Source organism: Streptomyces sp. NPDC006283, from assembly GCF_040613325.1.
In the GTDB taxonomy this organism is placed as follows: Bacteria; Actinomycetota; Actinomycetes; order Streptomycetales; family Streptomycetaceae; genus Streptomyces.
Genome location: NZ_JBEXRZ010000015.1, coordinates 42,251 through 68,725, shown reverse-complemented (window position 1 = coordinate 68,725; position 26,475 = coordinate 42,251). Strand labels below are relative to the sequence as shown.

The 26,475-nt window shown below is 70.1% G+C and carries 28 protein-coding genes; 11 read left to right on the top strand and 17 right to left on the bottom strand.

Annotation, left to right across the window (positions count from 1 at the left end):
• A partial coding sequence (gene hypD / locus ABZ070_RS05835) for a hydrogenase formation protein HypD (protein WP_356630322.1) occupies window positions 1-1,093 on the top strand: 1,093 nt, incomplete at its 5' end.
• Window positions 1,094-1,163: 70 nt separating this feature from the next.
• Window positions 1,164-2,204: a hydrogenase expression/formation protein HypE gene (gene hypE / locus ABZ070_RS05830; protein ID WP_356630336.1), complete on the top strand. Its 1,041-nt coding sequence runs from the start codon at window positions 1,164-1,166 to the stop codon at window positions 2,202-2,204.
• A gap of 130 nt (window positions 2,205-2,334) precedes the next feature.
• Here hypE and ABZ070_RS05825 read toward each other — a convergent pair whose 3' ends face one another.
• The 5 genes from ABZ070_RS05825 to ABZ070_RS05805 form a co-directional block, all read right to left on the bottom strand.
• Window positions 2,335-3,318 (bottom strand): hypothetical protein, encoded by a 984-nt coding sequence (locus ABZ070_RS05825; protein WP_356630320.1) that lies wholly within the window; start codon window positions 3,316-3,318, stop codon window positions 2,335-2,337.
• A 136-nt stretch (window positions 3,319-3,454) separates the two neighbouring features.
• Window positions 3,455-3,685, bottom strand: coding sequence for a hypothetical protein (locus ABZ070_RS05820; protein WP_356630318.1), 231 nt, complete (start codon window positions 3,683-3,685; stop codon window positions 3,455-3,457).
• Window positions 3,669-3,920: a DUF6400 family protein gene (locus ABZ070_RS05815; protein WP_356630316.1), complete on the bottom strand. Its 252-nt coding sequence runs from the start codon at window positions 3,918-3,920 to the stop codon at window positions 3,669-3,671. The genes ABZ070_RS05820 and ABZ070_RS05815 overlap by 17 nt, the downstream gene beginning before the upstream one ends.
• 193 nt (window positions 3,921-4,113) lie before the next feature.
• Window positions 4,114-4,299, bottom strand: coding sequence for a hypothetical protein (locus ABZ070_RS05810; protein ID WP_356630314.1), 186 nt, complete (start codon window positions 4,297-4,299; stop codon window positions 4,114-4,116).
• A 470-nt stretch (window positions 4,300-4,769) separates the two neighbouring features.
• The gene (locus ABZ070_RS05805) at window positions 4,770-6,362 is read right to left on the bottom strand and encodes an MFS transporter (RefSeq protein ID WP_356630334.1); all 1,593 of its coding nucleotides are present in this window, start codon (window positions 6,360-6,362) and stop codon (window positions 4,770-4,772) included.
• Between the two features lie 151 nt (window positions 6,363-6,513).
• Here ABZ070_RS05805 and ABZ070_RS05800 point away from each other — a divergent pair, with 151 nt between their 5' ends.
• Complete coding sequence (locus ABZ070_RS05800) at window positions 6,514-6,801, top strand: hypothetical protein (protein ID WP_356630312.1); 288 nt, start codon at window positions 6,514-6,516, stop codon at window positions 6,799-6,801.
• A gap of 199 nt (window positions 6,802-7,000) precedes the next feature.
• Here the strand turns inward: ABZ070_RS05800 and ABZ070_RS05795 are convergent, their stop codons facing one another.
• The 4 genes from ABZ070_RS05795 to ABZ070_RS05780 all read right to left on the bottom strand — a co-directional run bounded on the left by ABZ070_RS05795 (window position 7,001) and on the right by ABZ070_RS05780 (window position 9,259).
• Complete coding sequence (locus ABZ070_RS05795) at window positions 7,001-8,083, bottom strand: YihY/virulence factor BrkB family protein (protein ID WP_356630310.1); 1,083 nt, start codon at window positions 8,081-8,083, stop codon at window positions 7,001-7,003.
• Between the two features lie 110 nt (window positions 8,084-8,193).
• Window positions 8,194-8,460 carry a DUF4235 domain-containing protein gene (locus ABZ070_RS05790; RefSeq protein ID WP_356630308.1) on the bottom strand — a complete coding sequence of 89 codons (267 nt, stop codon included), beginning with the start codon at window positions 8,458-8,460 and terminating at the stop codon, window positions 8,194-8,196.
• On the bottom strand, window positions 8,457-8,855 hold the full coding sequence (locus ABZ070_RS05785) for a DUF3618 domain-containing protein (protein ID WP_356630306.1): 399 nt from the start codon (window positions 8,853-8,855) through the stop codon (window positions 8,457-8,459). The genes ABZ070_RS05790 and ABZ070_RS05785 overlap by 4 nt, the downstream gene beginning before the upstream one ends.
• Window positions 8,852-9,259: a phage holin family protein gene (locus tag ABZ070_RS05780; RefSeq protein WP_356630304.1), complete on the bottom strand. Its 408-nt coding sequence runs from the start codon at window positions 9,257-9,259 to the stop codon at window positions 8,852-8,854. Before ABZ070_RS05780 ends, ABZ070_RS05785 begins: the two co-directional genes overlap by 4 nt.
• Window positions 9,260-9,563: 304 nt before the next feature.
• Between ABZ070_RS05780 and ABZ070_RS05775 the strand changes: the two genes are divergently transcribed.
• On the top strand, window positions 9,564-12,941 hold the full coding sequence (locus tag ABZ070_RS05775) for a pyruvate carboxylase (RefSeq protein ID WP_356630302.1): 3,378 nt from the start codon (window positions 9,564-9,566) through the stop codon (window positions 12,939-12,941).
• Window positions 12,942-13,019: 78 nt separating this feature from the next.
• Here ABZ070_RS05775 and ABZ070_RS05770 read toward each other — a convergent pair whose 3' ends face one another.
• From ABZ070_RS05770 to ABZ070_RS05760, 3 genes are all read right to left on the bottom strand, one after another.
• Complete coding sequence (locus tag ABZ070_RS05770) at window positions 13,020-13,589, bottom strand: hypothetical protein (RefSeq protein ID WP_356630300.1); 570 nt, start codon at window positions 13,587-13,589, stop codon at window positions 13,020-13,022.
• A 118-nt stretch (window positions 13,590-13,707) separates the two neighbouring features.
• On the bottom strand, window positions 13,708-14,178 hold the full coding sequence (locus tag ABZ070_RS05765; protein WP_356630298.1) for a DUF6114 domain-containing protein: 471 nt from the start codon (window positions 14,176-14,178) through the stop codon (window positions 13,708-13,710).
• A gap of 50 nt (window positions 14,179-14,228) precedes the next feature.
• The gene (locus tag ABZ070_RS05760; RefSeq protein ID WP_356630296.1) at window positions 14,229-14,852 is read right to left on the bottom strand and encodes a DUF6230 family protein; all 624 of its coding nucleotides are present in this window, start codon (window positions 14,850-14,852) and stop codon (window positions 14,229-14,231) included.
• A gap of 530 nt (window positions 14,853-15,382) precedes the next feature.
• Here ABZ070_RS05760 and ABZ070_RS05755 point away from each other — a divergent pair.
• The 4 genes from ABZ070_RS05755 to ABZ070_RS05740 all read left to right on the top strand — a co-directional run bounded on the left by ABZ070_RS05755 (window position 15,383) and on the right by ABZ070_RS05740 (window position 19,050).
• Window positions 15,383-15,799 (top strand): SHOCT domain-containing protein, encoded by a 417-nt coding sequence (locus ABZ070_RS05755; protein ID WP_356630294.1) that lies wholly within the window; start codon window positions 15,383-15,385, stop codon window positions 15,797-15,799.
• A gap of 110 nt (window positions 15,800-15,909) precedes the next feature.
• Entirely contained in the window at window positions 15,910-16,413 is a 504-nt protein-coding gene (locus ABZ070_RS05750; RefSeq protein ID WP_356630292.1) for a hemerythrin domain-containing protein, read from the top strand.
• A gap of 156 nt (window positions 16,414-16,569) precedes the next feature.
• Window positions 16,570-17,190 (top strand): L-threonylcarbamoyladenylate synthase, encoded by a 621-nt coding sequence (locus tag ABZ070_RS05745; protein WP_356630290.1) that lies wholly within the window; start codon window positions 16,570-16,572, stop codon window positions 17,188-17,190.
• Window positions 17,191-17,406: 216 nt separating this feature from the next.
• Window positions 17,407-19,050, top strand: coding sequence for a GMC oxidoreductase (locus tag ABZ070_RS05740; RefSeq protein ID WP_356630288.1), 1,644 nt, complete (start codon window positions 17,407-17,409; stop codon window positions 19,048-19,050).
• Between the two features lie 41 nt (window positions 19,051-19,091).
• On the opposite strand, the gene ABZ070_RS05735 is transcribed toward ABZ070_RS05740, so the two are convergent.
• The 3 genes from ABZ070_RS05735 to ABZ070_RS05725 form a co-directional block, all read right to left on the bottom strand.
• Entirely contained in the window at window positions 19,092-19,571 is a 480-nt protein-coding gene (locus ABZ070_RS05735) for a carboxymuconolactone decarboxylase family protein (RefSeq protein ID WP_356630286.1), read from the bottom strand.
• A complete protein-coding gene (locus ABZ070_RS05730) occupies window positions 19,568-20,647 on the bottom strand; it encodes a dihydrodipicolinate reductase (protein ID WP_356630284.1) in 1,080 nt (359 codons plus the stop codon). The genes ABZ070_RS05735 and ABZ070_RS05730 overlap by 4 nt, the downstream gene beginning before the upstream one ends.
• A 122-nt stretch (window positions 20,648-20,769) precedes the next feature.
• Window positions 20,770-21,621: an EamA family transporter gene (locus tag ABZ070_RS05725; protein WP_356630282.1), complete on the bottom strand. Its 852-nt coding sequence runs from the start codon at window positions 21,619-21,621 to the stop codon at window positions 20,770-20,772.
• Window positions 21,622-21,754: 133 nt separating this feature from the next.
• Here ABZ070_RS05725 and ABZ070_RS05720 point away from each other — a divergent pair, with 133 nt between their 5' ends.
• The 3 genes from ABZ070_RS05720 (at window position 21,755) to ABZ070_RS05710 (ending at window position 25,055) form a co-directional block, all read left to right on the top strand.
• Complete coding sequence (locus tag ABZ070_RS05720; RefSeq protein WP_356630280.1) at window positions 21,755-22,351, top strand: gamma carbonic anhydrase family protein; 597 nt, start codon at window positions 21,755-21,757, stop codon at window positions 22,349-22,351.
• Window positions 22,352-22,484: 133 nt separating this feature from the next.
• The gene (locus ABZ070_RS05715) at window positions 22,485-23,324 is read left to right on the top strand and encodes an SDR family NAD(P)-dependent oxidoreductase (RefSeq protein ID WP_356630278.1); all 840 of its coding nucleotides are present in this window, start codon (window positions 22,485-22,487) and stop codon (window positions 23,322-23,324) included.
• A gap of 156 nt (window positions 23,325-23,480) precedes the next feature.
• On the top strand, window positions 23,481-25,055 hold the full coding sequence (locus tag ABZ070_RS05710; RefSeq protein ID WP_356630276.1) for an alkaline phosphatase D family protein: 1,575 nt from the start codon (window positions 23,481-23,483) through the stop codon (window positions 25,053-25,055).
• 87 nt (window positions 25,056-25,142) lie between these two features.
• Here the strand turns inward: ABZ070_RS05710 and ABZ070_RS05705 are convergent, their stop codons facing one another.
• Together ABZ070_RS05705 and ABZ070_RS05700 are read right to left on the bottom strand one after the other, a co-directional pair.
• Window positions 25,143-25,703 carry a hemerythrin domain-containing protein gene (locus ABZ070_RS05705; RefSeq protein ID WP_356630274.1) on the bottom strand — a complete coding sequence of 187 codons (561 nt, stop codon included), beginning with the start codon at window positions 25,701-25,703 and terminating at the stop codon, window positions 25,143-25,145.
• Window positions 25,704-25,888: 185 nt separating this feature from the next.
• Window positions 25,889-26,401, bottom strand: a complete 513-nt coding sequence (locus ABZ070_RS05700) for a hypothetical protein (RefSeq protein WP_356630272.1) — start codon at window positions 26,399-26,401, stop codon at window positions 25,889-25,891.
• Window positions 26,402-26,475 lie beyond the last annotated feature (74 nt).

The window sequence follows — 26,475 nt, the reverse complement described above, 5'->3', positions numbered from 1 at the left end:
GCTCGACGAGATCCGCGCCGCGGTGACCCGACCATGGGCGCTGATGGAGGTCTGCGGCGGCCAGACCCACACCATCATCCGGCACGGCATCGACCAACTGCTTCCGGACGAGGTGGAGTTGATCCACGGCCCGGGCTGCCCGGTGTGCGTGACACCGCTCGAAGTGATCGACAAGGCGCTCGAGATCGCCTCACGTCCCGGGGTGATCTTCTGCTCCTTCGGAGACATGCTGCGCGTGCCGGGCACCGGACGTGACCTCTTCCAGGTGCGTGGCGCGGGTGGCGACGTCAGGGTGGTCTACTCGCCGCTCGACGCGCTGCGGATCGCCGAACAGAACCCGGACCGTGAGGTCGTCTTCTTCGGCATCGGCTTCGAAACCACCGCTCCGCCCAATGCGATGACGGTGTATCAGGCGCGCAGGCTCGGAATCCGCAACTTCAGCCTGCTGGTCTCGCACGTGCGCGTCCCTCCGGCGATCGAAGCGATCATGCAGTCGCCGAATTGCCGGGTGCAGGCCTTCCTCGCCGCCGGACATGTGTGCAGCGTGATGGGGACGGCGGAGTATCCGGAACTCGCCGAGCGTTTCCAAGTGCCGATCGTCGTCACCGGATTCGAGCCGCTGGACATCCTCGAGGGGGTGCGGCGCACGGTCCTGCAGCTGGAGCGCGGCGAACACACGGTGGACAACGCCTATCCGCGGGCCGTCAGAGCCGAGGGCAACCCGGCCGCCCGGGCCATGCTGGACGACGTCTTCGAGGTCACGGACCGGGCATGGCGCGGTATCGGCGTCATTCCCGACAGCGGCTGGCGGCTGTCCGAGCGCTACCGCGACTACGACGCCGAGTACCGCTTCTCGGTTGACGGCATCAACACCCGGGAGCCGGCCGAGTGCCGCAGCGGGGAGGTCCTGCAGGGGCTGCTGAAGCCTCACGAGTGCGAGGCCTTCGGTACGACCTGTACGCCCCGCACACCGCTGGGAGCCACGATGGTCTCCAGCGAGGGTGCCTGCGCCGCGTACTACCTGTACCGGCGGCTCGAGCTGAAGGCACCCGCCTCGGGAGCCCCGTCCCTGGAGGGCAGCGCCGTTGTCTGACACCACCAGCGCTCCCCGCCCCGCGGACCCGAACGCCTCGGCGGAGTGCGGTGACCGTATCGGGCCGGACATGCTCTCGTGGACATGTCCGGTACCGCTGAGGGACCAGCCCCGGATCGTGATGGGTCACGGCGGGGGCGGGGTCATGTCCGCCGAACTCGTCGAGCAGGTCTTCGCACCGGCCTTCGGCGGCCCGGTGCTTTCCGCCCTGACGGACTCCGCCGCCCTGGAACTCGGTGGGGCCCGGCTGGCGTTCTCCACCGACTCCTTCGTGGTGCGGCCCCTGTTCTTCCCCGGCGGCAGCATCGGCGACCTGGCCGTCAACGGGACGGTGAACGACCTCGCCATGAGCGGGGCCCGCGCCGCCTACCTGTCCTGCGGCTTCATTCTCGAGGAGGGCGTCGGGCTCGACGTCGTCGGCCGCGTCGCCGAGATGCTCGGAGCGGCTGCCCGCGCCGCCGGCGTCGAGGTGGTGACGGGGGACACCAAGGTCGTGGAGGCCGGACACGGCGACGGCATCTACATCAACACCTCCGGCATCGGTCTGATCCCGCCCGGGGTGGATCTGCGCCCCCAGCGGGTCGTCCCCGGCGACGTCGTGATCGTCAGCGGTGCCATCGGCGTCCACGGTGTGGCGATCATGAGCGTTCGGGAGGGCCTCGAGTTCGGCGTCGAGATCGAGAGCGACTGCGCGGCGCTCGGCGGCCTCGTCGACGCGATGCTCGCCGTCACGCCCGACCTGCACGTCCTGCGTGACCCGACACGCGGGGGGCTGGCCGCCTCGCTCAACGAGATCGCGGTCGCGTCCGGTACGGGGATCGTCGTCCGGGAACGGGCGGTGCCGGTGCCGCAGCCCGTCGTCAACGCGTGTGCAGTGCTGGGCCTGGATCCGATGTACGTGGCGAACGAGGGCAAGCTGGTCGCCTTCGTCCCGCGTCAGCACGCCGAGGAGGTCCTGGCGGCCATGCGCGCGCATCCGCTGGGCGCGGAGGCCACCGTGATCGGCGAGGTAATCGACGAGCACCACGGGATGGTGGTCGCCCGGACCGGCCTCGGCGGCACACGAGTCGTCGATCTGCCCCTCGGCGAACAGCTGCCGCGGATCTGCTGAGAGAGGGCCGCGGAGGAGTACTCCCGCGCCGCACGGGAGGAAGCCGAGGCGGCAAAGTCCCGGGAGTTCCGCGGCCTGCTCCCCAGCGGGGCGCACCGAATCATGACCTGGACATCGCGGAGGTCGTCCGTCAACTGCCGGAGGACCGCCCGAGGCGCCGGTGGCGGCGCCGGTACCAGAGGGCGCCGACCGCGGCGGACGATGTGGCCAGGGCGATGCCGATGACTGGCCAGCGGCTTTCGGCGATGCGCAGGCTGGTCAGAAAGGTCACGGCGATCAGGACGAGCGGCAGGAGGAGGGAGAGGAGCGCGCGGAGTGCGGCTGCCATCACTTCCGGTTCGAGGCGGGAGATCCGGTGGCGCGGGGCGGGCGCCGTGTCGGCGAAGTAGTAGGCGAGGACACGGCCTGCCAGGCGGGCGTCGGCGCGCTGGTAGATCACCGCCATGTACGGGAGCCAGACGAGAGGGGCGATCAGCCCGACCAGGAAGACCACGCCGAGGACCAGCCACCGCCGGGCCTGGACGGCGACCCGCCGTACGCGCCGGTCCGCGTCCTTGCTTTCGTCGCCTGGCGTGAGCACGCCGAGGAGATGGGCCATGCGCAGGGTGACGCCCCACAGGGCCACCCACTTCTTCCGGCGGGCGAATGTGCCGGCTGGGCGTCCTGTCCGGGCGAGCGCGTCCTGGGCCTGCCGGGTGTCCTCGTACACGCCCTGGAGGACGAGGAGTTCGCCGGCGCGGGCGCTCGCCGTGGGGTCGCGGCCGTCGAGGGCGGCCAGCTCCAGGACCGTACGCGCCTGGCGGAGCAGCGCCGCACAGAACGCGACGGGAACGAGCACGAGGAACGGGCCGCCCACGAAGGCTCCCTCCGATACGACGGCCCGCCGGCCGCGAGCGAGCACCCGGGCTCGGAGCTCCGCCTCGGTGGCGTCGGGGTGATCCCGCCGAAGCCCGGTGATTGCGTCGGGCACGGACGGACCGATGTGGCGGACGGCGAAGTCGGCGAGGAGTTCGGGGAGGTGCCCAGGATCGGTGACGATCGACGCCAGCAGCGAGTGTTCAAGGGAGGGCTCCTTGCGGGGACCCGCAATGCTCCGTTTCTCCCGATGCGGCACAGATCTTATCTATCACGAATAACCCCGATGTGGTCATGGGGGCTGTCTTGTGCTTTTCGCTCGCGAAACAGGGCTGAGCAGCACGGGGGGGAGGGGCGGAGCGCGGTTGCCGTGGTGGCCGGCGGGTGGATCACGCTCAGGCGGTCCGGCGGCTCCTGTCACGACGGGTGTCCCACGTCCAGGTGTGCGCGCAGCCCGGGCACTGCAGGTGGACCAGGGCGCCCTCGTTCGCTATGAGATAGCGCCAGTGCTCGGAGCAGTTGCGCCGCTCCGAGCAGGTCACACAGCCGCGCGCGTCGTCGCATCCGGGGCAGGCGACCCACGCCCGCCGGGCGCGGTCCGCCTGCGGATCAATCGGAAGCCGCATCGCCCGGCTCCCGTGCCGCCAGCACGCCCGCAGCCACGAGCCTGCGGTACACCTGCTCCTGCTCCGCGTCCAGGCCCGAGTAGAGGAGCGCATGGGCCGCCTCCTCCGAGCGGAGTGCCGCCACGGGGTCCCAGTCGGGCCCCAGAGCAGCCACCACCTCGGCCCGTCGGCGGGCCTCCTCGAGAGTGAGGTCGATGGTGAAGTTCAGGTGGTCGGGTGTGGGGCCCTGGTCCATGGCGGTGCTTTCGGAAGACGGTGCTGCACGACGGATCCAGCCACGTCTACCAGAGCGACGGACGCCCCGTGAAGGCGGTGTGACACAGCTCATCGCTCACGCTGCCGCCCCGCCCCGTGGTGTGACCGGCCGCCGCCCCCGCCACCGCCGCTCGGCGGGCGATGGCCGGGGCGGCCCGTCAGCAGGAGCGCGGTCAGACCTGCCGCAGTGCGAGCCGGACCGCGTGGTCCGGTGCCGGCAGACCGTCCCTGACCGGTCCGTCGGCCGGCAGCACCGATTCGTTCCGGGGCAGTCGATACGGCTCGGGCGACAGGTTGACCACGCAGACGAAGCAGGGTTCGCGGGTGAAGGCGAGGCTCCCGCCGGTGCGTCGAGCCATGCAAGGTGCCGTCGCCGGGTGCCGGGTGCTCCCGGCGCAGGTGCAGGGCGCGGCGGTACAGCTCGAGCATGGACGTCTCGTCGCCGGTCTGCGCCTCGACGCTCAGGGCCTTCCATTCCGTGGGCTGCGGCAGCCACGGCTCACCCGTGACGACCGGCGGACTGGAGCCGAACCGCGCGCGCTGCCCGGACCACGGGATGGGCACACGGCAGCCGTCGCGCCCGCGGTCCGTGTGCTCCGACCGCTCCCACGTCGGATCCCGCAGCACCTCCTCTGGCAGGCCCTCGACCTCCGGCAGACCCAGCTCCTCGCCCTGGTGGATTCCTTATGCTCCGCGCGTCGGCACCGCACCCCGTGCAGTGACGGGCCGGGACCCGCGGCTGTTACGGACCCGCAGGCCACGGGCGATTTCTTAGCGGCAGTTGAGGTCCCGGTCCCGGACTTCGCGCACGGATGGCCTTCGGGCCCCGTCAGCCCTGTCTGCCCCAGCGCCACGTCAGCCCGGCGACGCCGGACGTGCCGGCCGACGACGCATGGCGGCGCCGGCGGCTGCCGATGACATCGGTCAGTGAGATGAGCAGGGCGACGGCGACAAATGCGACTGATACGAACAGCCCCGCGTCGTAGGCCCGCGCCCAGTCGCCCCGGCCGAGCTGGGAGAAGAAGACGGACCCCACGGCGGAGATTCCGACGGCGGAGCCGACCCGCTGCCCGGTCTGCAGGGTGCCGGCCGCGCTGCCCGCGGACCCCACCGGCACCCGGTTCAGCGTCAGCGTCTGGTTCGGCGAGATCACCAAACCGCTGCCCAGCCCGGCCAGCAGCAGCGGGGCAGCCATGGCCCACGCCACCCCCGGCCCGGGAACCAGACGGACGGCGACCGCGGTCCCCGCGAGCCCCACGGCGACCATGGTCAGACCGACGGTGATCAGAGGCCTGCCGAACCGGCTCACCAGCCTGCCTCCGACGTGCGAGGAGAGCCCCGCGCCGGCCGCGAACGGGGTGATCGCCGCACCGGCCATCAGCGCACTGAAGTGCAAGCCGCTCTGCAGGTACAGCGTGCTGACGAAGAAGATGGAGGTGAATCCCGCGAAGTAGAAGAGGACGAGCAGGCACCCCAGCCAGTAACTGCGCACCCGGAACAGGGAGAGATCGAGCACGGGTTCCTCCCCGCGCCTCTGCCAGTACCGCTCCCACCCCACGAAGTATGCGAGCAGGATCAACGCGAGGACGACGAGCAGCCACTTCTCCGGACCGTGCCACTGCTCCGCCTGGGCGAGCGGAAGGAGCAGCGCCAGCACCCCGCAGCCCAGCAGCAGCACGCCGAGGGGATCGAGCCGCCGCAAGGTGAGGCGGGCCGCGGAAGGTGTGTCCGGCAGGAAACGTCTGGCGAGCACGAGGCAGACCGCCCCGATCGGCAGATTCACGTAGAACACCCAGCGCCAGCCGTCCTGCGCACCGGCGAGATGGATGAGGAACCCGCCGATCAGCGGTCCGACGGCCGTGGAGATGGCCACGACCGTGCCGAACATGCCGAAGGCCCGCCCGCGCTCCGAGCCGGCGAACATCTGCTGGATCAGCGCCGAGATCTGAGGTGAGAGCAGACCTCCCGCGAAACCCTGCAGTACGCGGGCGACGACGAGCCACGTGCCGGACTGGGCGGCCCCGCAGGCCGCGGAGGCGACGGTGAACAGGGCGAGGCCCAGCATGAACACCGTGCGCCGCCCCCACGCGTCACCCAGACGGCCGCCGGGGATCAGCAGGAGCCCGAACGCCAGGGCGTACCCCGACAGGACCCACTGCAGGACCGGCTCCGGTGCATCGAGGCCCTCGCGGATCGACGGGAGCGCGACGTTGACGATCGACACGTCCAGCAAGGTCATGAACCCGGCGATGAGACAGACCGTGAGCGCCTGCCACCGCTGACCCCAGGACTGCTCCTCGTCTTCCTCGGGGGTCCGGGCACCGCCCGTCGGAGATCCACCGGGGTAATCCGACGTCACAGCAACCACCTCTCCGGCACACGGCCCGCGGCGAGACCCGTCGAGCGGCTCGGTCTCCAGCATCGGCCACTGTGGCAGCTTCACCGAGCGCAACGGGCTCGACCCGCACACATGTCGCCGGTGAATCCTCGCGCCTGCCCGCACCCGGGCCGGGGCCCGGGCAACCCCGGCGCGCCTGCCGGGTGTACCGGCGCGGCCTGGTAATCAGGACTCCATGAACGACAGCTCCATCCCCACGCCGGTGCCCATCCCGGCGGTGCTGACCGTGACCGCTGTCTCCACCGTCGAGCCGACCGACGAAACCGACGAGCACAGCGGGGACTCGTGGATGGCCATCAGCACGGTCGAGCAGGGCCGGCTGCTGCTGCACCTTCCGGGCGACACGTACCGTGCGGTGCTCCAGGCCACGGAACTCCCCGCGGACCGGTCCGGCCCCGGACGCCTGACGCTGACGAACCGGGAAATCGCCGCCTACCGACGCTGGATCGCGCAGTACTCGTAGGAGAGCGCACGGCTCGTGGGCGACCCGGCAAGGGCGGCAGGGGGTGTTGAGACCAGTCACTTACCTCCGTGTCGTCTTCTGCCGAGGCGCGGCGCATGTCGTGACAGGAGCCGCTCGATGTGCCGGAAGCGGGCACGCAGTTTCATGAGCTGAAGCTCCGCGGCTTCGATGCTCAGGGCCCGGAAGGTGACGCGGCGTGTCATTCGAGGTGGCGGCGGTCCTCGTCGGTCCACTTGCGGGTGTCGCGCGGTTCGACGTAGGGCTCCTGGTCGTGCGGATGCCCACCGACGATGGCGCGCTCCCGGCTGAGTTCGGCGTCGAACTCGAGGCCGAGGAGGATCGCGAGGTTCGTGATCCACAGCCACACCAGGAAGATGATCACGCCGGCGAGGGTGCCGTAGGTCTTGTTGTACGAGCCGAAGTTCGCCACGTAGAAGGCGAAACCGGCGGAAGCGATCAGCCAGATGACAACGGCGAGGAAGCTGCCGGGGGTGACCCATTTGAACCCGCGGCCCTTCGCGTTCGGCGCGGCCCAGTACAGCAGCGCGATCATGAGGACCACGAGGAAGACGAGCACGGGCCACTTCGCGATCGACCACACGGTCATCGCGGTGTCGCCGACACCGAGGGCGGAGCCGATCCGCTCGGCGATCCCGCCGGAAAGGACGACGATCAGCCCGCTGGCACAAGCCATGACCAGCAGCGCCACCGTCACTCCGAGCCGCACCGGGAGCACTTTCCACGCCGGTCGTCCTTCGGGCAGGTCGTAGACGGCGTTCGATGTGCGCATGAACGCGGCCACGTACCCGGAGGCCGACCAGATCGCCAGGAGCAGACCGACGATCGCCAGGACGGAACCCGTGCCGCCGCTGCCCTGCAGTTGCGTCACGGCGTTGGTCAGCACATCGCGCGCCGGCCCCGGCGCGAACTGCTGGAGGTTCTCCAGCACCTTCTGGGTGGTGCTCTCCCCGGCGATTCCCAGGAGGGCCACCAGTACCAGCAGCGCCGGGAACAAGGACAGGATGCCGTAGTAGGTGAGGGCTGCCGCGCGGTCGGTGAGCTCGTCGTCCTTGAACTCCTTGCCGGTCCGGCGCAGCACCTGCCCCCACGACTTCTTCGGCATGGCAGTCAGGTTGTCGGGGGCGGCGCGCTCCGTGTCGGGGTCCGGGCCGGGACGGTTGTCCGCCCCTTCGGCGGGCCGCGGGCCGGTCTCCTCCGGGCGGTGATGCCGCTCGGAGGAGACCGACCGATCACGATGCCCCAGTTTCGGAAGGTGTGCCATGTGGGGCGGGTGTCCGGCTTCATCCCCGGGAAACCTCTCCGCACCCTTCCCGGTTCACGTACGGGTGCCATGTGCTGGTACGCCAGCCATGGCCAACGCCGAGCGTTCCCTCAGCCGGGCCAGGTGCCGGTGAGGCGCCTGATGGCGGTGGCGCCGCCACGGTCCACAGTGGCCTTGACGAGCGCGAAGATCGCGCCCTGCAAAGCGGCGGCGAGTAGGACCTCACCCCAGCTGCGGTCCTCGTCGGTGGCGTCCGGGGCCTCCTCGTCGTGCCCGAGACGCTTCCACACCTGGCCGAACGCCGCTCCCGCCAGTGCGCCGCCGGACGCGCCGAGGGCAAGGCCGATCGGCTTGTACGCGATCTTCGACGCCTTCACCGGCGCCTCCTGCGCCGTGCCAGCACCACCAGCAGCAGGATCGCCGCCGTCGCAGCCCCGGCGGCAAGCAGCGGGCCAGGGTTCCCGCGGGCCGTCCGGGCCGCGTGGTGCGCCTTGTCCTGCACGGGCTGCGGCGCCTTGTCCCGGAGCTTGTCGCCGACCGTCGAGACGGACGCGGCGATGTGCTCCTTGGCGTGCGCGGCCTTGGCCGCGGCCTGGTCCTTCACCTCGGCAGCCGTCTGCTGCGCGCGCGCCTTCACGTCCGCCTTCGCGGCGAGTGCTTCCACGGTCCGGCCCAGCTGCTCACGGGTGTCCTCTACCTGGGCGCGCAGCTCGTCGGGGCCCGGCGGGGCCGCATGGGGCCTGTCGCCGTTCGGGGAGGAGTGGCTGCTCATCGATGGACCCTTTCCTTGATCTCCTGTACGTCCCTGTGCAGGCCGTCGATCGCCCTCTCGGGTTTCGGCGGGCTGGCCTCGCGGATGTTCTTCTTCCCCGCGGCGGCCAGGATCGCGGCGATCAGGAACAGGACGGCGCTGATGATCAGCGCGGCTGCCCACCACGGCAGTACGAGGGCCAGTGCGATGATCGCTGTGGCGACCAGCGCCTGCAGCCCGAGGACCGCGACCAGGCCGGCACCGCCGAACAGGCCGCCGCCCCTGCCGAAGCGTTTGCCCTTCTGTGTCATTTCCGCCCGTGCGAGCTGCATCTCCTCGCGGATCAGCTGCGAGATCTGCTGCGACGCCTGGGAGACCAGCGCGCCGACCGGTTCGTCCGTCGTGTCCCGATGCGTTTGCCTCATCAACCTTCACCACCTTGAGGGTTCGTGCGCTCCGGGTTTCCCGATCCGCGCGGTTCATGACAGCGCATCCCGCATTCGTGCTGTGCTCCCTGCTCCGGCGCCACCCGGCTTCGTCCCGTGCGCCGACGTCGGCCCCGCCGGACGTGACGTAGCTCCCGCCCGTGGGAGATCGACTCCACCCCTACTGATCGGTACCGTCCACGGGAACAGCGGCTGCCGGGTCACGGCAGCCGGAGTGACATCACCACCTTGAGGCCGCGTGCCCGCAAGAGGCCGCGCGCCCGCAACACGACAGGGGAGATTGATGTTCCGCAAGGTTTTGGTCGCCAACCGGGGCGAGATCGCGATCCGCGCCTTCCGCGCAGCGTTCGAACTCGGTATCTCCACCGTGGCCGTGTACCCGTACGAGGACCGCAATTCGCTCCACCGGGCCAAGGCGGACGAGGCCTACCAGATCGGTGAAAAGGGCCATCCGGTGCGTGCCTACCTCTCGGTCGACGAGGTGATCAAGGCCGCGCGCAAGGCCGGTGCGGACGCCGTGTACCCCGGATACGGCTTCCTGTCGGAGAACCCCGACCTCGCCGCCGCGTGCGCCGAGGCCGGGATCACCTTCGTCGGGCCGCCCGCTTCCGTACTGAACCTCACCGGCAACAAGTCCCGCGCGGTGGCGGCGGCCCGTGAGGCCGGGGTCCCCGTACTGAAGTCGTCCGAGCCGTCCACGGACGTGGACACGCTGGTCGGCGTGGCCGACTCCATCGGATTCCCGGTGTTCGTCAAGGCCGTCGCCGGTGGCGGCGGCCGCGGAATGCGGCACGTGGCCGAGCCCGCCGACTTGCGGGAGGCGATCGACGCGGCGATGCGTGAGGCGGAGTCGGCGTTCGGGGACGCCACCGTGTTCCTGGAGCAGGCCGTCGTCAACCCGCGCCACATCGAAGTGCAGATCCTCGCCGACGCCGAGGGGAACGTCGTCCACCTCTACGAGCGGGACTGTTCGGTGCAGCGGCGCCACCAGAAGGTCGTTGAGATCGCGCCCGCCCCGAATCTCGACCCGGAACTGCGCGAGCGCATCTGCGCCGACGCCGTCGCGTTCGCCAGGCACATCGGGTACGTCAACGCCGGCACGGTGGAGTTCCTCGTCGACGAGCGCGGCAACCATGTCTTCATCGAGATGAACCCCCGCATCCAGGTCGAGCACACGGTCACCGAGCAGGTCACCGGACGTGACCTCGTGATCGGGCAGCTGCGGATCGCCGCGGGAAGGACGCTTCCGGAACTGAACCTGACGCAGGACGACATCGTCCTCAACGGCACGGCCCTGCAGTGCCGTATCACCACAGAGGATCCCGCCAACGGCTTCCGTCCCGACACCGGCACCATTTCCGCGTACCGTTCCCCGGGCGGCCCCGGCGTACGGCTCGACGGCGGCACCGTCCACACCGGCGCCGAAGTGTCCGCCCACTTCGACTCGATGCTGGTCAAGCTGACCTGCCACGGCCATGACTTCGCCAACGCCGCCCGCCGCGCACGGCGTGCGATCGCCGAGTTCCGTATCCGCGGAGTCGCCACCAACCTGCCCTTCCTCGGCGCCGTGCTCGACCACCCCGGCTTCCGGGAGGGCCGTGTCACGACGAGTTTCATCGCCGATCACCCGGAGCTGCTCCGGGCGCGCCCCTCGGCCGACCGTGGCAGCCGCATGCTCACCTATCTCGCCGAGACGACCGTCAACCGTCCCCACGGCCCGCGTCCCCAGGTCATCGAGCCGGCCGCCAAGCTCCCTCCGATCGAACTGGGCGCCGCGCCCGCCGAAGGCTCCCGCCAGCGCCTCGCGGCGCTCGGGCCGGAGGCGTTCGCGGCGGAGCTGCGCGCGCAGCGGGCCGTCGCGGTGACGGACACGACCTTCCGTGACGCTCACCAGTCCCTGCTCGCCACTCGGGTGAGGACACGCGACCTGCTGGCGGTTGCCCCGCATGTGGCCCGCACGGCACCGGAATTGCTGAGCCTGGAGTGCTGGGGCGGCGCGACGTACGACGTGGCCCTGCGCTTCCTCGCCGAGGACCCCTGGGAGCGGCTCGCGGCTCTGCGGGAGGCGGTGCCGAACATCTGTACACAGATGCTGCTGCGCGGGCGCAACACCGTCGGCTACACGCCCTACCCGGTCGAGGTGACCGACGCCTTCGTCGCCGAGGCGGCGGCGACCGGCATGGACATCTTCAGGATCTTCGACGCGCTCAACGACGTCTCGCAGATGCGTCCCGCCATCGACGCCGTACGGTCCACCGGCACCGCGCTCGCCGAGGTCGCGCTGTGCTACACCGCGGACCTGTCGGACCCGGCCGAAGAGCTGTACACGCTGGACTACTACCTGCGCCTCGCCGAACAGATCGTCGACGCCGGCGCGCACGTGCTGGCCATCAAGGACATGGCGGGCCTGCTGCGCCCACCCGCCGCCCGCACGCTGGTGACCGCCCTGCGCGAGCGCTTCGACCTCCCCGTGCATCTGCACACCCACGACACGGCGGGCGGTCAGCTCGCCACGCTGATCGCCGCGATCGACGCGGGCGTCGACGCCGTCGACGCCGCCGTCGCCTCGATGGCGGGCACCACAAGCCAGCCGTCCCTGTCGGCGCTCGTGGCGGCCACCGACCACACCGAGCGTGCAACCGGGCTCTCGCTGGACGCGGTCGGTGCACTCGAGCCGTACTGGGAGGCGATGCGAAAGGTCTACGCACCCTTCGAGTCGGGGCTCGCCTCGCCCACCGGACGCGTGTACCACCACGAGATCCCCGGCGGACAGCTGTCGAACCTGCGTCAGCAGGCCATCGCGCTCGGCCTCGGCGACCGCTTCGAGCTGATCGAGGACTGCTACGCCGCCGCCGACCGGATGCTGGGCCGGCTGGTCAAGGTGACCCCGTCGTCGAAGGTGGTGGGAGACCTCGCGCTGCATCTGGTCGGAGCAGGTGTCGAGGCGGCCGACTTCGAGGCCGACCCCGGCAAGTTCGACGTGCCGGACTCGGTGATCGGATTCCTGCGCGGCGAGCTGGGCGACCCGCCCGGCGGTTGGCCCGAGCCGTTCCGTACGCGTGCGCTCCAGGGCCGCCCCGCGCATGCCGAGACCCCGACCCTGTCGGAAGAGGACCGCCAAGGGCTGGCAGGGGACCGGCGGGCGACGCTGAACCGCTTGCTGTTCCCGGGCCCGACGAAGGAGTTCGACGCCCACCGCGAGGCATACGGCGACACCTCCGTGCTGCCCACGCCGGACTTCTTCTACGGCTTGGAGCCGGACGTGGAGCACACGGTCACACTGGAGCCCGGTGTCACGCTCCTGATCGAGCTGGAGGCGATCTCCGAGGCCGACGAGCGGGGCTTCCGTACGGTGCTGGCCACGCTCAACGGCCAGATGCGTCCGGTGTCCGTGCGGGACAAGTCCGTCGCCACGGAGGTCAAGGCTGCGGAGAAGGCCGAGCGCGGCAACGACCGCCATGTTCCGGCGCCCTTCGCCGGCGTCGTGACGCTCCAGGTGGAGGAGGGCGCTTCGGTGTCGGCAGGTCAGACGGTGGCCACCATCGAGGCGATGAAGATGGAGGCCTCCATCACCGCGCAGTCCGCAGGCACGGTCGCGCGGCTGGCGATCGGAAAGATCCAGCAGGTCGAGGCGGGAGATCTGCTCATCGAGATCGGCTGACACCTGTTTCGAACCATGTGCACGGGCCGGCCCCGGTGACATTCCTGGGCCGGCCACCCGCACACCGGCCTCTGCCGGTCACCGGTTCGCGGCGGACAGAACCGATCCTGTGACGGACAGCTCGCCCCCGAGCCGGGCCACCTGCGACATGGTCACGTTCTCGAACGTCAGCGTGCGGGTGGGAGCGCCGGTGAGGGAGAGCCATGACGGCAGGGCGTCGGGAGTCACCGTGATCCTGCGGTCCGCCGGGAGCGGCGCGCCGCCCAGACCGGCGACCGTGCCGGACAGCTTCCCGGTGTACAGCGTCACCACGTCGTTGCCCTTGCTCGTGGACGTGGTCCCGGACCTGGCCCGCAGCCGCACCGTCACGCCCGCGCGGCTCGCCGACAGGTCGAGGTCGGTGATGTCCATCGACCGGGCGGTGAACTTCAGAGCCCGTGAAGGCCCGGCCGCGGTCCGAACGGTGACCACCCCATGGAAGGCGCCGCCGCGCAGAACGAGTCTGTCGGCACGCATCACCCAGGGGACGTTCCCGGGACGGTCGGCCGGGGCATGGGCGCGAGTCGTCTCGCGGGCGGCGCCGAGGTCGAGCAGCGCGCCGCCGGTTGCCGGTGCTCCCAGCAACAGGGCCGCAGGCAGAGCTGCCAACGCCGGCATCCTGGTGCGCAACCGCGGCGACCGGCGGCTCACACGGATCTCCGGCCCGGGGGCGGACGGGGCGGACGGGGCGGACGGGGTGGCGGGGCGCGGCATCCGGCCCAGGGCCTCACGTTCCACTTGAGCCTTCCCCTGCCGGGACGGCCGCGGAGCCGCGGTTCGGCGGCTCGGCATCGGCCGTCGGCGGGGCCCAGGCACACGCCAGTGAGCCGCCGACCAGCCCCCAGATCAGTCCCAGAAACAGGCCCCCGAAGTTCGCGACGGGAAACGAGACGAGGACGAGCAGCAGGGTCGCGATCCCGGCGAACACGCGCACCTGCTGCTGGAACCAGAGGGTGATGCCCAGGACCATGAGCAGAACCCCGATGATCAGCGCACCGGCGCCGGCGGTGGTGGACAGCGCCAGCGGGATGCCGGCCACGGTCAGGTGTACGTAGGGGAAGTAGATGATGGGCAGGCCGGCCGCGAGGGTGAACAGCCCCGCCCAGAAAGGCCGTCCGCGCCTCCACCCGCGGAATCCTCGCCGGACGTCCGCGGCGGCGGCACGCACGCCCCGGCGTCCGACGTGGAGATCGAACACATCCCCACGGGCAGGAGGAACGGGCGTGGGGCGTGCTGTGCGCCGAGAGTTCAGAAGCACTCGTGACTGCCTTGCTTGAGCCGCAGGCGGAGGTCGGGGACATTCATCGTGCCGGCAGACACCGCGACCGCGGTCGCCTCCACGTCGGTCAGGACCGCCGAAACCGCCTGCTGCGCGACACCGTTCGGGTCGAAGAACCGCGAGTCCCTGTCCTCCGGGTTGATCGGCCCCTTACGGACCGCACCCGCCGCCACTCCGATGTCGATGTCGTCGAGATTCGCCTGCCCGACCGACAGGTCCGTCGTGTCGATGAACAAGTTCTTCGCCTCGGTCGTCTCCCGGTCTCCGCCGGTGAGCCTCAGTGTGTACGGGCCCAGCACCGGGACCGGAACCACCACGGACTGGCACAGCCCGCTGATCCTCGCCGACCGCATGCCCGTGACCGCGACCGGTACGAGCGTGCCCTTCTTGGTCACGTCGACCATGCCGTAGATGCTCAGACCACGGACGCGCATCGTGTCCGCACCGACCTGGAACTTCTGGCCGGAGATGAAGAACGACGCAGCCAGTGCTCCTTGCGCCATGCCGATACCGAGAGCCGCGGCGGCTGTGACGCCGGCGCCCAGGACCACGACGAAGCGCTTCCAGCGGGTCCTGCCGAAGCTGTGCGACATTCCGTCCCCTCCGGTCAGGAAACTCCCCCGCACTTCGGGCAGGGGAGGCGACGATCAACGCCAGTGACGGATCTTAGGCTTCCTGTGCCGTCAACCGACGGCACGTCAGCGGGGACGTACGGGTGAAACCTGTCCCGGTGAACCGGCAGCTCACGAGCGAAGCCGCCCGCGGCCCGCGAAGCCTGGTGTGAACGCCCGCTGCCCGGCCCCGGGTGGCGATCAACGACTCACTACGTGACCCTGGAGACGCCGACCCTCCCATCAGCCGGTCATGCGGGTGGCGTGGTCCGCGGACACGTTCCGCCCGGGCGCGCTTTTCGGCTTCACCACCCAATTCGGGTGATCCACTGCTCGCCGCGGGCTTCGCCGTGACGTCACGGACAGCCCGCCCGAGGAGGAGCGGCGCCGATGCCGAGCAGGCAGGAAGCGGGTGCCGCGTCCATGGCCATCAGGGCCGCGACGCGCAAGCACCGGGTGTGCCGCTTCGGGCCCGCCCCGGTGCCCGCTCGAAGACTGAACAGGAGAGAGCAGTGAACGGCTACGTGAACCTGGCCTACGACTATCCGCTTCTGGGTGCCTTCTGGACCATGATGTTGCTCTTCCTGTGGGTCCTGTGGTTCTTTCTGCTCTTCCGGATCATTGTCGACGTCTTTCGCGACGACGACCTGAACGGATGGGCCAAGGCAGCATGGCTGCTCTTCGTCATCGTCCTCCCCTTCCTCGGCGTCTTCGTCTACCTCATCGCCAGGGGCAGGGGTATGGGCAAGCGCGAGCAGGATCAGGCCCGGACCCAGAAGCAGGCGCTCGACAGCTACATCCGCGAAACCGCCGCAGGTGCGGGCGGAAGGAGCGGGGTGGAGGAACTCGCGAAGCTCTCGGAGATGAAGGCCAGAGGCGACATCTCCGACGAGGAGTTCCGGCGGGCGAAGGAAAAGATCCTGCAATGACCACATAGCGCTGCCGGCCTCGTCCGCCGCGTCGGCCCCGGTATGTCTGACGTGCGGAAGCCTGGGTATCCGCACGCCATCGGACCACGCAGCGACAGAGAGGAGCCGGCATGCCGGCGGTCACCAACGATGTAGTCGAGCTGATCCTGCAGGACCACCGCAGGATGGAGGAGCTCTTCCGCACGATGCGCAACGTGGAAGCCGATCGCGCGGCCGCCCTCGGCGAGTTCGCCGGGCTGCTCATCGCCCATGCCTCGGCCGAGGAGGACGAGGTCTACCCCGCTCTGCAGCGCTACAAGAACGTGGACGAGGACGACGTCGAGCACGGCGTGCACGAGCACGAGGAAGCCAACGAAGCGCTGCTCGCGCTGCTCCAGGTGGAGGACACCACGAGCGAGGAGTGGGAGGAGAAGCTCGAAGAGCTTGTCACCGCCGTCAACCACCACGCGGACGAGGAGGAGCGGACGCTGCTCAACGACGCACGCGAGAACGTCAAGGACGACCGTCGGCAGGACCTGGGCAAGGCGTTCCTCGAGGCGCGTGCGAAGTATCTGGACGCCGATTGCGGCAGCGTCCGCTACGTGAGCGAACTGGTGGCCTCCCGCAAGGACTGACCGAACTCCTCGGCGAATTCGTCCTGCCGGGCGGCTTCCTGACCCTCGCTGCGTGCCGCGGTGACGTCGTGGGGTGGGGCCGGTGCTTCCGGTGCACCGGCGCGCCTGCGACTACCGAGCGGCGGATGGTCCGTGACCGGCCCCTACACTCGGCGGATGGCGAAGTACTTCGACGTGCACCCCGAGAATCCTCAGCGGCGCACCATCAGCACTGTGGCTGACAGCATCAGGTCCGGCGCGCTCGTCGCGTACCCCACCGACTCGTGTTACGCGTTGGGATGCCAGCTCGGCAGCCGTGACGGCATCAGCCGGATCCGGTCGATCCGCAATCTCGACGACCGGCACCACTTCACCCTGGTGTGCCAGAACTTCGCGCAGCTGGGCCAGTTCGTGCACATCGACAACGACGTCTTCCGCGCGATCAAGGCGGCCACGCCCGGCAGTTACACCTTCATCCTGCCGGCGACGAAGGAAGTGCCGCGGCAGTTGCTGCACCCCAAGAAGAAGACGGTCGGCGTCCGCATCCCCGACCACGCGGTCGTGCAGGCTCTCCTCGCCGACCTGGGTGAGCCGCTGCTCTCCAGCACCTTGCTCCTGCCCGACGAGGAGGAGCCGCTGACACAGGGCTGGGAGATCAAGGAACGACTCGATCATGTCGTGGACGCCGTGATCGACTCCGGCGACTGCGGGACGGAACCGACGACGGTCATCGACTTCTCCGGTGGCGAACTCGAGATCGTGCGCCGAGGGGCGGGGGACACCGCGCGGTTCGAGTAGCCGTGCCGACGCCTGCGCCGCCGGGGACTCGACGAAGCGCACCGAGCCGAACCGCCGGGTCGCCCTTTCGTGGGAGAGGGCGACCCGGCGGTCGCGCGTCGCGCACAACCGTCAAAGGTGCATGATCGGACAGAAGTTACTTACCGGTATGTCGTGACTTCATGCATGCGCAGCAGTAGAACGTGTTGCCGTTCACTCAAAAGTGAGGGACATCACATGACACCTCCCACCGTGCACGACCCGTGTTCCAGAGGGTTGTCGCGCCGCGCATTCATCGCTGGAACCAGTTCTCTTTACGGGGCCGTGATCCTCGCCGGTCGCGCCTCCGCGGCCCGGACGAAGTCCTCTGCGTCCACAGCCCCGATCGCCGACGGGGCGCATGTACCGGTCCTGGTCATCGGCACCGGATACGGCGGCTCCGTCGCCGCCTTACGCCTGGCCATGGCGGGCGTCGACGTACACATGGCCGAGATGGGGATGTCCTGGGACACCCCCGGCCCGGACGGCAAGGTCTTCGCCAACACCACGAGTCCGGACCACCGGTCCTTCTGGCTTCGCACCAGGACCAAGCAGCCCCTCAGCCACTTCCTCGGCTTCCCGCTCGACAAGGACGTGCCCCGCTACACCGGAATCCTGGACGCCGAGGAATTCGGCGGCATCACGGTCTACCAGGGCCGCGGTGTCGGCGGCGGCTCCCTGGTCAACGGGGGCATGGCCGTGACCCCGAGACGGGAGAACTTCGGAGCCGTCCTCCCGTCGGTGAACGCCGACGAGATGTACGGCGTCTACTACCCGCGCGCCAACGCCGGCCTCGGGGTCCGCCATGTCGACCAGGGCTGGTGGGAGGCGGCGGACTGCTACCGGTACGCCCGGGTCGGCCGGAAGCACGCCGAGCGCTCGGGTTTCCCCTTCGTCTTCGTGCCCAACGTGTACGACTGGGACTACATGCAGCAGGAAGCGGCCGGAGCCGTCCCGAAGTCGGCGCTGGTGGGCGAAGTCCTGTTCGGCAACAACCACGGCAAGAAGTCGCTGCCCAAGACCTACCTCGCCCAGGCCGCAGCGACGGGCCGCGTCTTTGTCTCGCCGCTGCACAAGGTCACCTCGGTGGCCCCCGCGGCCGGCGGCCGCTACACGGTCGTCATCGAACAGATCGACACCCGCGGAGACACCACCGCCACGAAGGCCGTGACCGCGGACAGGGTGTTCTTCGCGGCCGGCAGCGTCGGCACGTCCAAACTGCTGACCAAGCTGAAGGCCACCGGCGTACTGCCCGGCCTCAACGGTGAGATCGGCAAGGGCTGGGGCGACAACGGCAACGTGATGTGCGGCCGCGCCAACCACATGTGGGACGCGACCGGCAAGCTCCAGGCGTCCATGCCCACCGCCGGCATCGACAACTGGCAGGCCGGCGGTGCGTTCGCCGAGGTCGCACCACTGCCCACCGGGATCGAGACGTACGCCTCGTTCTACCTGTCCATCACCAAGAACCCGCACCGCGCCGCATTCACCTGGAACGCAGCCGCCGGAAAGGTCGACCTGAACTGGCAGGCCCCCTGGAAGCAGCCGTCCATCGACGCCGCACGGAGCATCTTCGACCGGATCAACGCGAAAGAGGGGACCATCTACCGGACCGACCTCTTCGGCATGCACAAGATCTGGGGTGACCATCTCACCTACCACCCGCTCGGTGGCGCGGTGCTGAACAAGGCCACCGACAACTACGGCCGTCTCCTGGGCCACCCGGGCCTGTACGTCATCGACGGCTCGCTGATTCCCGGCAACGCCAGCGTCAATCCGTTCGTCACCATCACGGCACTCGCCGAACGGAACATCGAGAAGATCATCGCCACCGACCTGTGACGGTGGTGTCCGGCCGGCGCGACCGAGCCGTCCCGATCACCTCAGTGACCGGGCAGCGTGCACACGGTGTCGAGGCCCAGCACATGGTTGAGCCGGCCGAACGCCAGCCACGATCCGATACTCATGCTCAGCTCCACGATCTCGACCTGGCTGTAGTGTGCCGTCATCCGCCTCCAGAACGCGTCGTCGAAGCCGTGGTGATCCAGGGCGTACCGCTCGGCGTACTCGGCGGCCAACCGGGTGCGGTCGTCGAATGCGGGAGTGGTGCGCCACCGGGTCACGGCATCCGCGAAGTCGTCCTCGACCTTCTCGCCGTCGCGTTCGGTCCGCCAGTCGAGGCAGAAGGCGCAGCCGTTGATCTGGGCGATCCGCAGCCGCGCGGCCTCGAACTCCCGGAGGCCGAGAGTGGTGTGGGCGTAGACCGCCAGTGAGAAGTCCGCGGCGGCGGTCCCGATGCCGGGGACCATCTCGCCCCACACGTACTCGATCGCGTTCCTGCCCTCGGGGATGTCGATGTTCATCGTCGTCTCCTTCCCAGCTTGCCGACTGCGGGGCGCAATGGGACGTCGAGCGCGTCATAGAGGCCCGGTTCCGCGTCCACGAGCCAGTCGATCGCGTTCACCAGCCGGCCCACCGCGGTGGCGTTCCCGCCCGCCGAGCGGTTCTCGCCCTCGTCGGTGGCCTCGACCGTGACCTCGATGCGCGGGCGGCCCTCGATGATCACCCGGTGTGCCCCGCTGCCGTCGGGCGGCGCGGGCCAGTCGGGTGCGCAGGAGGGGTGGATGCGGGTGATGTGCTCGACGACGATCCGGGGTTCGCCCTCGACGATCCCCTGCACCTCGAAGCGCACCGCGCCCTGGGTGCCCGCCTTGAACTCGCCCATCGTCCTGGTCCGCACCGTGGCATCCAGCGGGCGACGCTGCAAGGTCTCCCTGATCTCGTCGAGTTCGACGCCGAGCGCTCTCGCCATCAGCCGGACCTGCCCGCCCCACACCATGGTCGGCACGGACGGCGCGAGCATCAGCGGCTCGTAGTCCATCGGCTGGCCCATCCCGACCAGATACCGGACCGAGTCGGGCTGGTCGTAGGTGGAGTAGTCGAACATCTCCTGGCAGCGAATCGTGTCGACGGTCGTACCGAGCCCGCTGATCAGCAGCGGAAGTACGTCGTTGCCCCAACCGGGGTCGACGCCGGAGACGAACAGTGAGCCGCCGCCCTCGGCGACGGCGGCCAGCACCGGGTCCCGCAACTCCGGTGGTGCTCCTCGGGGATCGTAGAGGGCGTACATCGAAGGGGTGACGACGACGGCTCCGGCCCTGATCGCCCTGACCACGTCGGCGAGCGCCTCGTCGGGCCGGATGTCGCCGGAGGCCGCGTACACCACCGCCCGCGGCCCGGCGGCGAGCACCGCCTCGACGTCGTCGGTCGCCGCGACCCCCAGGCCGCAGCCGAGACCGGCGAGATCACCCGCGTCGCGGCCGACCTTGTCGGGGTTGTGGACGACGACCGCCGCGAGGATCAGTGAGGGATGGGCCTCCACCGCACGGATGGCCGCGCGTCCGACATTGCCGGTACCCCAGACCACCGTGGAAATCATGCGCCGGAGGGTAACGCCGGTGCCTACAGGTTCCTATAGCCATGACCGCAGGCTTTGAACCGGTCGACCGGTCGACCGGTTCTGTCGGACCGTGCGGCGTACGGCCCGGTACCGAGCGACCGTCAGCCCAGAGCGAGAAGGACGACCGCACCCGTGGCGCTCACAAGGCCGGTCACCTGCCACCGGGTGACCCTTTCGCTCAGCACCGCAAACCCGAGGACCGTGGGAATGGCCGGGTAGAGAGATGCCAGAACCACGGCGACGGCCAGCATCTGCTGCTGCGCCGCCCAGAGATAGAGGATCAGACCGAGGGCTGCTCCCGCCCCGATCGTGAGCGCCTGCGCCTGGAGCCGCGCTGCTTGGCGGAAACCGGAAGCGTGTCGCCATGCGTTCGGTACGAGGAGGGCGACGGCGGCGAGGCGGCCGGCGGCCACGGGCCACAAGCCGCTGACCGCGTCCGCCTGGGCGAGCCCGATGTACTGCAGGGCCACCCCCAGACTGGCGATCAGACCGTCCGCCGCCCCGCGCCCTGTTCGCGTCGGCTCTCGGCCGTCCCGCGCGCCCCTGCTGCCACCGGCGACCAGCCACAGCGCCGGCACGGTGAGGCAGATGCCCGCCCAAGCGGTGGCGGTTGGCCGGTCTCCCAGGAACCACACCCCGCACAGAACGGAGAGAGCCACACCTGTAACGGCACTCATCGGGACGACGACGCTCATCGACCCACGGCTCAAACCCCGGTTGAGGAACAGCATGGCCGTCCCGCTGCCGGCACCGGACAGCGCGCCCCACAGCACGTCCACGGACCGGACCGATTCCGCGGGCATGACGAGCGCGGCGACCAGCGCGAGGAGCAGGCCGCCGGCCTGACCGAGAAAGGTGACCACAGCGAAGTGGACCCGGCGCGACAGCAGACCGCCGGCGAAGTCGACGACGCCGTAACAGACTGCCGAAGCCAGCGCGAGAAGGGCACCCATCCGCTCCCAGTGCCCCGCTCGGACGCCGTGATGCATTCCCGCGCCCCGGGCGTGCCACCGGCCGGTTGACGCCTCGGCCGCGGCCAGGACCTCTCCGGCGGGCCAGGGTTCGACACGCTCTAGTCTCGGAGACATGCTGATCGAACACCGGGGCAGGAGCCCCGTGGTCCCCCCGTCCGCCTATGTCGCTCCCTCGGCCGTCCTGTGCGGAGCCGTGGTCCTGGGGGAGCGGGCACGTGTACTGCACGGCGCGGTGCTCACCGCGGAGGACGGCGAAGTACGCACGGGAGCGGACGTGGTGGTGATGGAGCATGCACTGGTCCGCGGCCGGGCGCGGCATCCGGCCGTCCTGGGGGACGCGGTGCTCGTCGGTCCGCACACGCATGTCAACGGTGCGACCGTCGAGGACGAGGTCTTCGTGGCGACAGGCGCGTCGATCTTCCCCGGCGCGGTGGCCGGAGCCCGCTCCGAGCTGCGGATCAACAGCGTGCTGCACGTCAACTCCCGGCTGGCGCCGGGGACGGTCGTCCCGATCGGGTGGATCGCCGCCGGTGATCCGGCCGAGCTGTTCTCCCCGGACCGGCACGACGAGCTGTGGGACAAGCAGCAGGATCTCGACTTCCCCGGAACCGTCTACGGGCTCCCGCGAGGGACCGGCATGCGCACCGTCATGGCCCGCCAGAGCGACTACTACGGAGCCCACATGGACGACCGGCCTCTGCACGGCTGAGACGACGAGCCCGTGACCACGGGATGTTGCGCGCACCGGAGCACATGGCCGGGAGCGTGCCGACGCTGGTGGTGGTGACACCAGGCTCAGCACACACTGCCCGCGCGATGCCGTGCCCGCCAGGATGGGCGGCATGAACCGACCCACTACCTTGATCACCGGCGCGACGCAGGGCCTGGGCCGCGGGATCGCGCTCGACCTCGCCCACCGCGGCGGCACCCTCCTCCTCCACGGCCGCGACCACGTACGCCTCGGAGCGGTCGCGGACGAAGTGCGGGCAGCGGGCCCCGACATCGAGGTGCGCACCTACCTCGCGGATCTCTCCGACCTCGACCAGGTGCAGGCGATGGCCGCCCGGATCCTCGAGACCGAGCCCCGGCTCGACGGGCTGGTGAACAACGCCGTCGCCGGTGGCGGCGTCGACCCGCTGCGACGCGAACTGAGCGCGCAGGGCCACGAGCTGCGCTTCGCCGTCAACCACCTCGCGCCGTACGCCCTCAACCGTGCACTGCTCCCGCTGCTCGGCGCCTCGGCGCCCGCCCGCATCGTCAACGTCGCCTCCATCGGGCAGGAGCGCATCGACTTCGACGACGTCATGCTGGAGAAGGGCTACGAGGGGCTGAGCGCCTACTGCCGCAGCAAGCTCGCGATGATCATGGCGACGTTCGAGCTGGCCCACGAACTCGCGGGCACCGGCGTCACCGTGAACGCCCTCCACCCGGCTCATCTGATGGACACCCAAGGAGTCCGCGACCACGGCCTCGTTCCCGTCACGACCGTCGACGAAGGGGTGGAACCGACCGTACGGCTGCTCACCGATCCGGAGCTGACGTCCGTCACGGGACGCTACTTCGACCAGTTCTCCGACACCCGTGCGCACGAACAGGCCTACGACGCCGAGGCTCGTGAACGCCTCATGGCACTCACGCGCGCCCTCGTCGGACAGCAGGGCGGCACGGACCGGAAGGGCTGACGCCGGGCGGGCGTCAGGGTCCTGCGCCCGCGTCCCGCCGGGGATGGCTGTCGTGTTCACGTACTTCTCGGGAACCGGCCACATCGCGGGCGGTCGCGTGACACCAACCCACAAAAGACTTCTGGCGGTTCACACCGAACAGCCAAGGAGGACCCTGTGGGCGCTCGTCCCGTATCCCGGCGGCAGCTGCTCGGCTTCGGCGGTGCAGGTGCCGCCGCACTGATGCTCGGCACCGGTGAGTGGGGCTCCGGCTCCGCCTTCGCCGCCCCGGCCATGAAGGGCAACCCGTTCTCGCTCGGCGTCGCCTCCGGCGATCCGCAGCCCGACGGCGTGGTGCTGTGGACGCGCCTTGCCCCCGACCCGCTCGCGGAGGACGGCATGGGCGGCATGCCCGCCAAACCGGTCCGCGTGCACTACGAGTTGGCCGACGACGAGCGGTTCCGGCGCGTGGTGCGCAGCGGCAGCGTCGTGGCCTCGCCCGAACTGGCCCACTCCGTGCATCCCGAGATACGCGGGCTCCGTCCGAACCGTGTGTACTACTACCGGTTCCGCGTGGGCACCGACATCTCGACCGTAGGCCGCACGAGGACCACGCCGTTGCCGTGGACGACCCCGAAGGACCTGAGCTTCGCCTTCGCCTCCTGCCAGGCCTGGCAGGACGGCTACTTCACCGCCTACGAGCACATGGCGGACGAGGACCTCGACCTGGTGGTGCACCTGGGCGACTACCTCTACGAGTACGGGGTCAAGACCAACAAGCGCGGGGTCGCCACCGATCCCAAGTTCCACACGGAGACCGTCGACCTCGCCCGCTACCGGCTCCAGTACGGCCTGTACAAGTCGGAGGCCCCGCTGCAGCAGGCACACGCCCGCTTCCCGTGGATCATGACGTTCGACGACCACGAGGTGGAGAACAACTGGGCCGACGGGATACCCGAGAAGGACCAGGACCCGACAGCGTTCGTACAGCGCAGGGCAGCCGCGTTCCAGGCACTGTACGAGCACGCGCCGCTGCGGCACACGCAGCTGCCCAAGGGCCCCGACGTCCAGATGTACCGCAGACTCTCCTACGGGCGGCTCGCCGACTTCACCATGCTGGACACCCGGCAGTACCGGGACGACCAGCCGTGCGGCGACGGTATCTCCGCCGACTGCGCCGACCGCTTCGCTCCCGACCGGAGCCTGCTGGGCACCGAGCAGCGCACCTGGGTGCTGAACGGCTTCAGCCGGTCCGCCGCCCGCTGGCACGTACTGGGCAACCAGGCACCCATGGGCCAGACCGACCACGACGCCGGCCCCGGCACCACCGTCTGGATGGACCCCTGGGACGGCTACGTCGCCGAACGCAACCGGCTGCTGGCCGAGGCGGACAACCGCGGGGTGCGCAATCTCGTCGTCATCACCGGCGATCGCCACCAGAACTACGCGTGGGACCTCAAACGCGACTATGCGGACCCCGAATCCGCCACTGTGGCAGCCGAGTTCGTGGGTACGTCGATCACCAGCGGCGGCGACGGCGCCGACATGACGGCCGAGGGCACGCGCTTCCTCGCCGCCAACCCGCACATGAAGTTCTTCAACGGACAGCGCGGCTATGTGCGCGTACGCGTCGACCGCAAGCGGTGGACGAGCGACTTCCGCGTCCTGCCGTACGTCACCCGGCCCGGCGCACCGATCACCACCCGTGCGACGGCCGTCGTCGAGGACGGCGTCCCCGGCGTCCAGGTCTGACGACGGCCGGGCGACCCGCGCGCACACCACCGGGCCGGGCCGAAATCGTTCGGCCCGGCCCGGTGGTCGAAGGTGCGTCCTCGCCGGTCAGCCCTGGGCGCGGCCCGTGAGGAGGTCACGGACCCGGTCCACCATGCCCATGCCGGGGGCCAGGAGCTTGTTGGCCGGCGGCGTGGACGGAGCAGAGGGGTGCGGGCGCGTCGGGGCGGACTCCTTGGCGCGGCGGACCTTGTCGCCGAGTTCCATCAGCAGATCCGCGTTGCACGACTCGGCGAGCAGGGGGAAGAGCCGCTTCTCCTCGTCGGCGACGTGCGAGGTGACCGCCGACTTCAGCTGTGTGATCAGCGTGTCGAAACGGGGATCGTCGGACTGGCAGTCCTCGAGCTCCTTCAGCATGCGCTCGATCTCGGCATGGTCGGAGACCTCCTCGTCCGCCAGGTCGTCTCCGTCGTCGACGTAGCGCCGCACCGCGGGGTAGAGGTACTCCTCCTCCGCGACGGAGTGCCGCACGAGTTCCTTGGTCAGCTCGTCCGCCAGCTCCCGTCGGCGCGGGTCTCCGACGCGCTGGGCTTCGATCTCTGCGAACATCTGGTCGACCTCGCGGTGGTCGGCCGTCAGCTCCTGGATGACATTCCCGCCGTGTCCCATGTCCTGGCGTCCTCTCTCGCTACTGCGAAGAATCCCCCCACGGGCGTTGCTGCCTCGCCTCATCGGCGACATTAACGCGGGTGTCCCACTCCGGCGCGCGCACGCGGCGGGGGACAGCGCACAAGATCCACCCGCGCAGGCTCACGGACGGCGCGGTGACGCGGGAGGCGCCGGGAACGAAGAGGTCAGGCCATGTCCGGCACGGGCAGGCCGAGCCGTGCGCGCAGCAGACCGTGGTGCAGCGCCGCGACGGGAGCCAGCAGGTCGGGATGGCGCAGGAGCGCGGCCGCCTGCCGGTCGCGCTCGTCGGGCGAAACCAGACGCCGGTAGGCGCCGGACGCGCCGTCGGCGAGACCTGCCACCGTCGCCGAGGCGAGCTCGGCGCTGCTGAGCAGGCAGGCGGCCCAGCTGGCGACGACCTCGTCCACCCACGTGCGCCAGGCATGCTGCTCCGGCAGAACCGGCGTGCGGCGGTCCGCATTGCTCAGGAGGTCGAGCCGGGCGGAGCCGCCGGGGCCGGCCATGGCCACGAGCGAGGCGTCCATCGGCGTCGGGTAGCGCAGCAGGGCGGCGGCCGTGACGGCCTGACGCGCCTGCGCGTCGCAGAGCGCCGACGACATCGCGCCACCGGCGGGCGGATAGGCGCGGGTGAGCCAGGTGGCGGTCGCCGTTATGAGAGGGGACAGATCGGCATGCACAGCGGGGCCGCCCGGTCGGGAGAAAACGGGGTGACGTACATAGTGGGGCGAAGATACAGCCGGTGCTTCTGAGG

Excerpts from the sequence above, each read along its gene's own strand:
- ABZ070_RS05720 (WP_356630280.1), top strand. The coding sequence starts at position 21,755 with ATGCTGATCGAACACCGGGGCAGGAGCCCCGTGGTCCCCCCGTCCGCC.
- ABZ070_RS05705 (WP_356630274.1), bottom strand. The coding sequence starts at position 25,703 with ATGGGACACGGCGGGAATGTCATCCAGGAGCTGACGGCCGACCACCGC.
- ABZ070_RS05810 (WP_356630314.1), bottom strand. The coding sequence starts at position 4,299 with ATGGCTCGACGCACCGGCGGGAGCCTCGCCTTCACCCGCGAACCCTGC.
- ABZ070_RS05780 (WP_356630304.1), bottom strand. The coding sequence starts at position 9,259 with ATGAGGCAAACGCATCGGGACACGACGGACGAACCGGTCGGCGCGCTG.
- ABZ070_RS05795 (WP_356630310.1), bottom strand. The coding sequence starts at position 8,083 with ATGGCACACCTTCCGAAACTGGGGCATCGTGATCGGTCGGTCTCCTCC.
- ABZ070_RS05715 (WP_356630278.1), top strand. The coding sequence starts at position 22,485 with ATGAACCGACCCACTACCTTGATCACCGGCGCGACGCAGGGCCTGGGC.
- ABZ070_RS05735 (WP_356630286.1), bottom strand. The coding sequence starts at position 19,571 with ATGAACATCGACATCCCCGAGGGCAGGAACGCGATCGAGTACGTGTGG.
- ABZ070_RS05740 (WP_356630288.1), top strand. The coding sequence starts at position 17,407 with ATGACACCTCCCACCGTGCACGACCCGTGTTCCAGAGGGTTGTCGCGC.
- ABZ070_RS05805 (WP_356630334.1), bottom strand. The coding sequence starts at position 6,362 with ATGCTGGAGACCGAGCCGCTCGACGGGTCTCGCCGCGGGCCGTGTGCC.
- ABZ070_RS05800 (WP_356630312.1), top strand. The coding sequence starts at position 6,514 with ATGAACGACAGCTCCATCCCCACGCCGGTGCCCATCCCGGCGGTGCTG.
- ABZ070_RS05750 (WP_356630292.1), top strand. The coding sequence starts at position 15,910 with ATGCCGGCGGTCACCAACGATGTAGTCGAGCTGATCCTGCAGGACCAC.
- ABZ070_RS05725 (WP_356630282.1), bottom strand. The coding sequence starts at position 21,621 with ATGGGTGCCCTTCTCGCGCTGGCTTCGGCAGTCTGTTACGGCGTCGTC.
- ABZ070_RS05820 (WP_356630318.1), bottom strand. The coding sequence starts at position 3,685 with ATGCGGCTTCCGATTGATCCGCAGGCGGACCGCGCCCGGCGGGCGTGG.
- ABZ070_RS05785 (WP_356630306.1), bottom strand. The coding sequence starts at position 8,855 with ATGAGCAGCCACTCCTCCCCGAACGGCGACAGGCCCCATGCGGCCCCG.
- ABZ070_RS05775 (WP_356630302.1), top strand. The coding sequence starts at position 9,564 with ATGTTCCGCAAGGTTTTGGTCGCCAACCGGGGCGAGATCGCGATCCGC.
- ABZ070_RS05815 (WP_356630316.1), bottom strand. The coding sequence starts at position 3,920 with ATGGACCAGGGCCCCACACCCGACCACCTGAACTTCACCATCGACCTC.
- ABZ070_RS05760 (WP_356630296.1), bottom strand. The coding sequence starts at position 14,852 with ATGTCGCACAGCTTCGGCAGGACCCGCTGGAAGCGCTTCGTCGTGGTC.
- hypE (WP_356630336.1), top strand. The coding sequence starts at position 1,164 with ATGCTCTCGTGGACATGTCCGGTACCGCTGAGGGACCAGCCCCGGATC.
- ABZ070_RS05745 (WP_356630290.1), top strand. The coding sequence starts at position 16,570 with ATGGCGAAGTACTTCGACGTGCACCCCGAGAATCCTCAGCGGCGCACC.
- ABZ070_RS05730 (WP_356630284.1), bottom strand. The coding sequence starts at position 20,647 with ATGATTTCCACGGTGGTCTGGGGTACCGGCAATGTCGGACGCGCGGCC.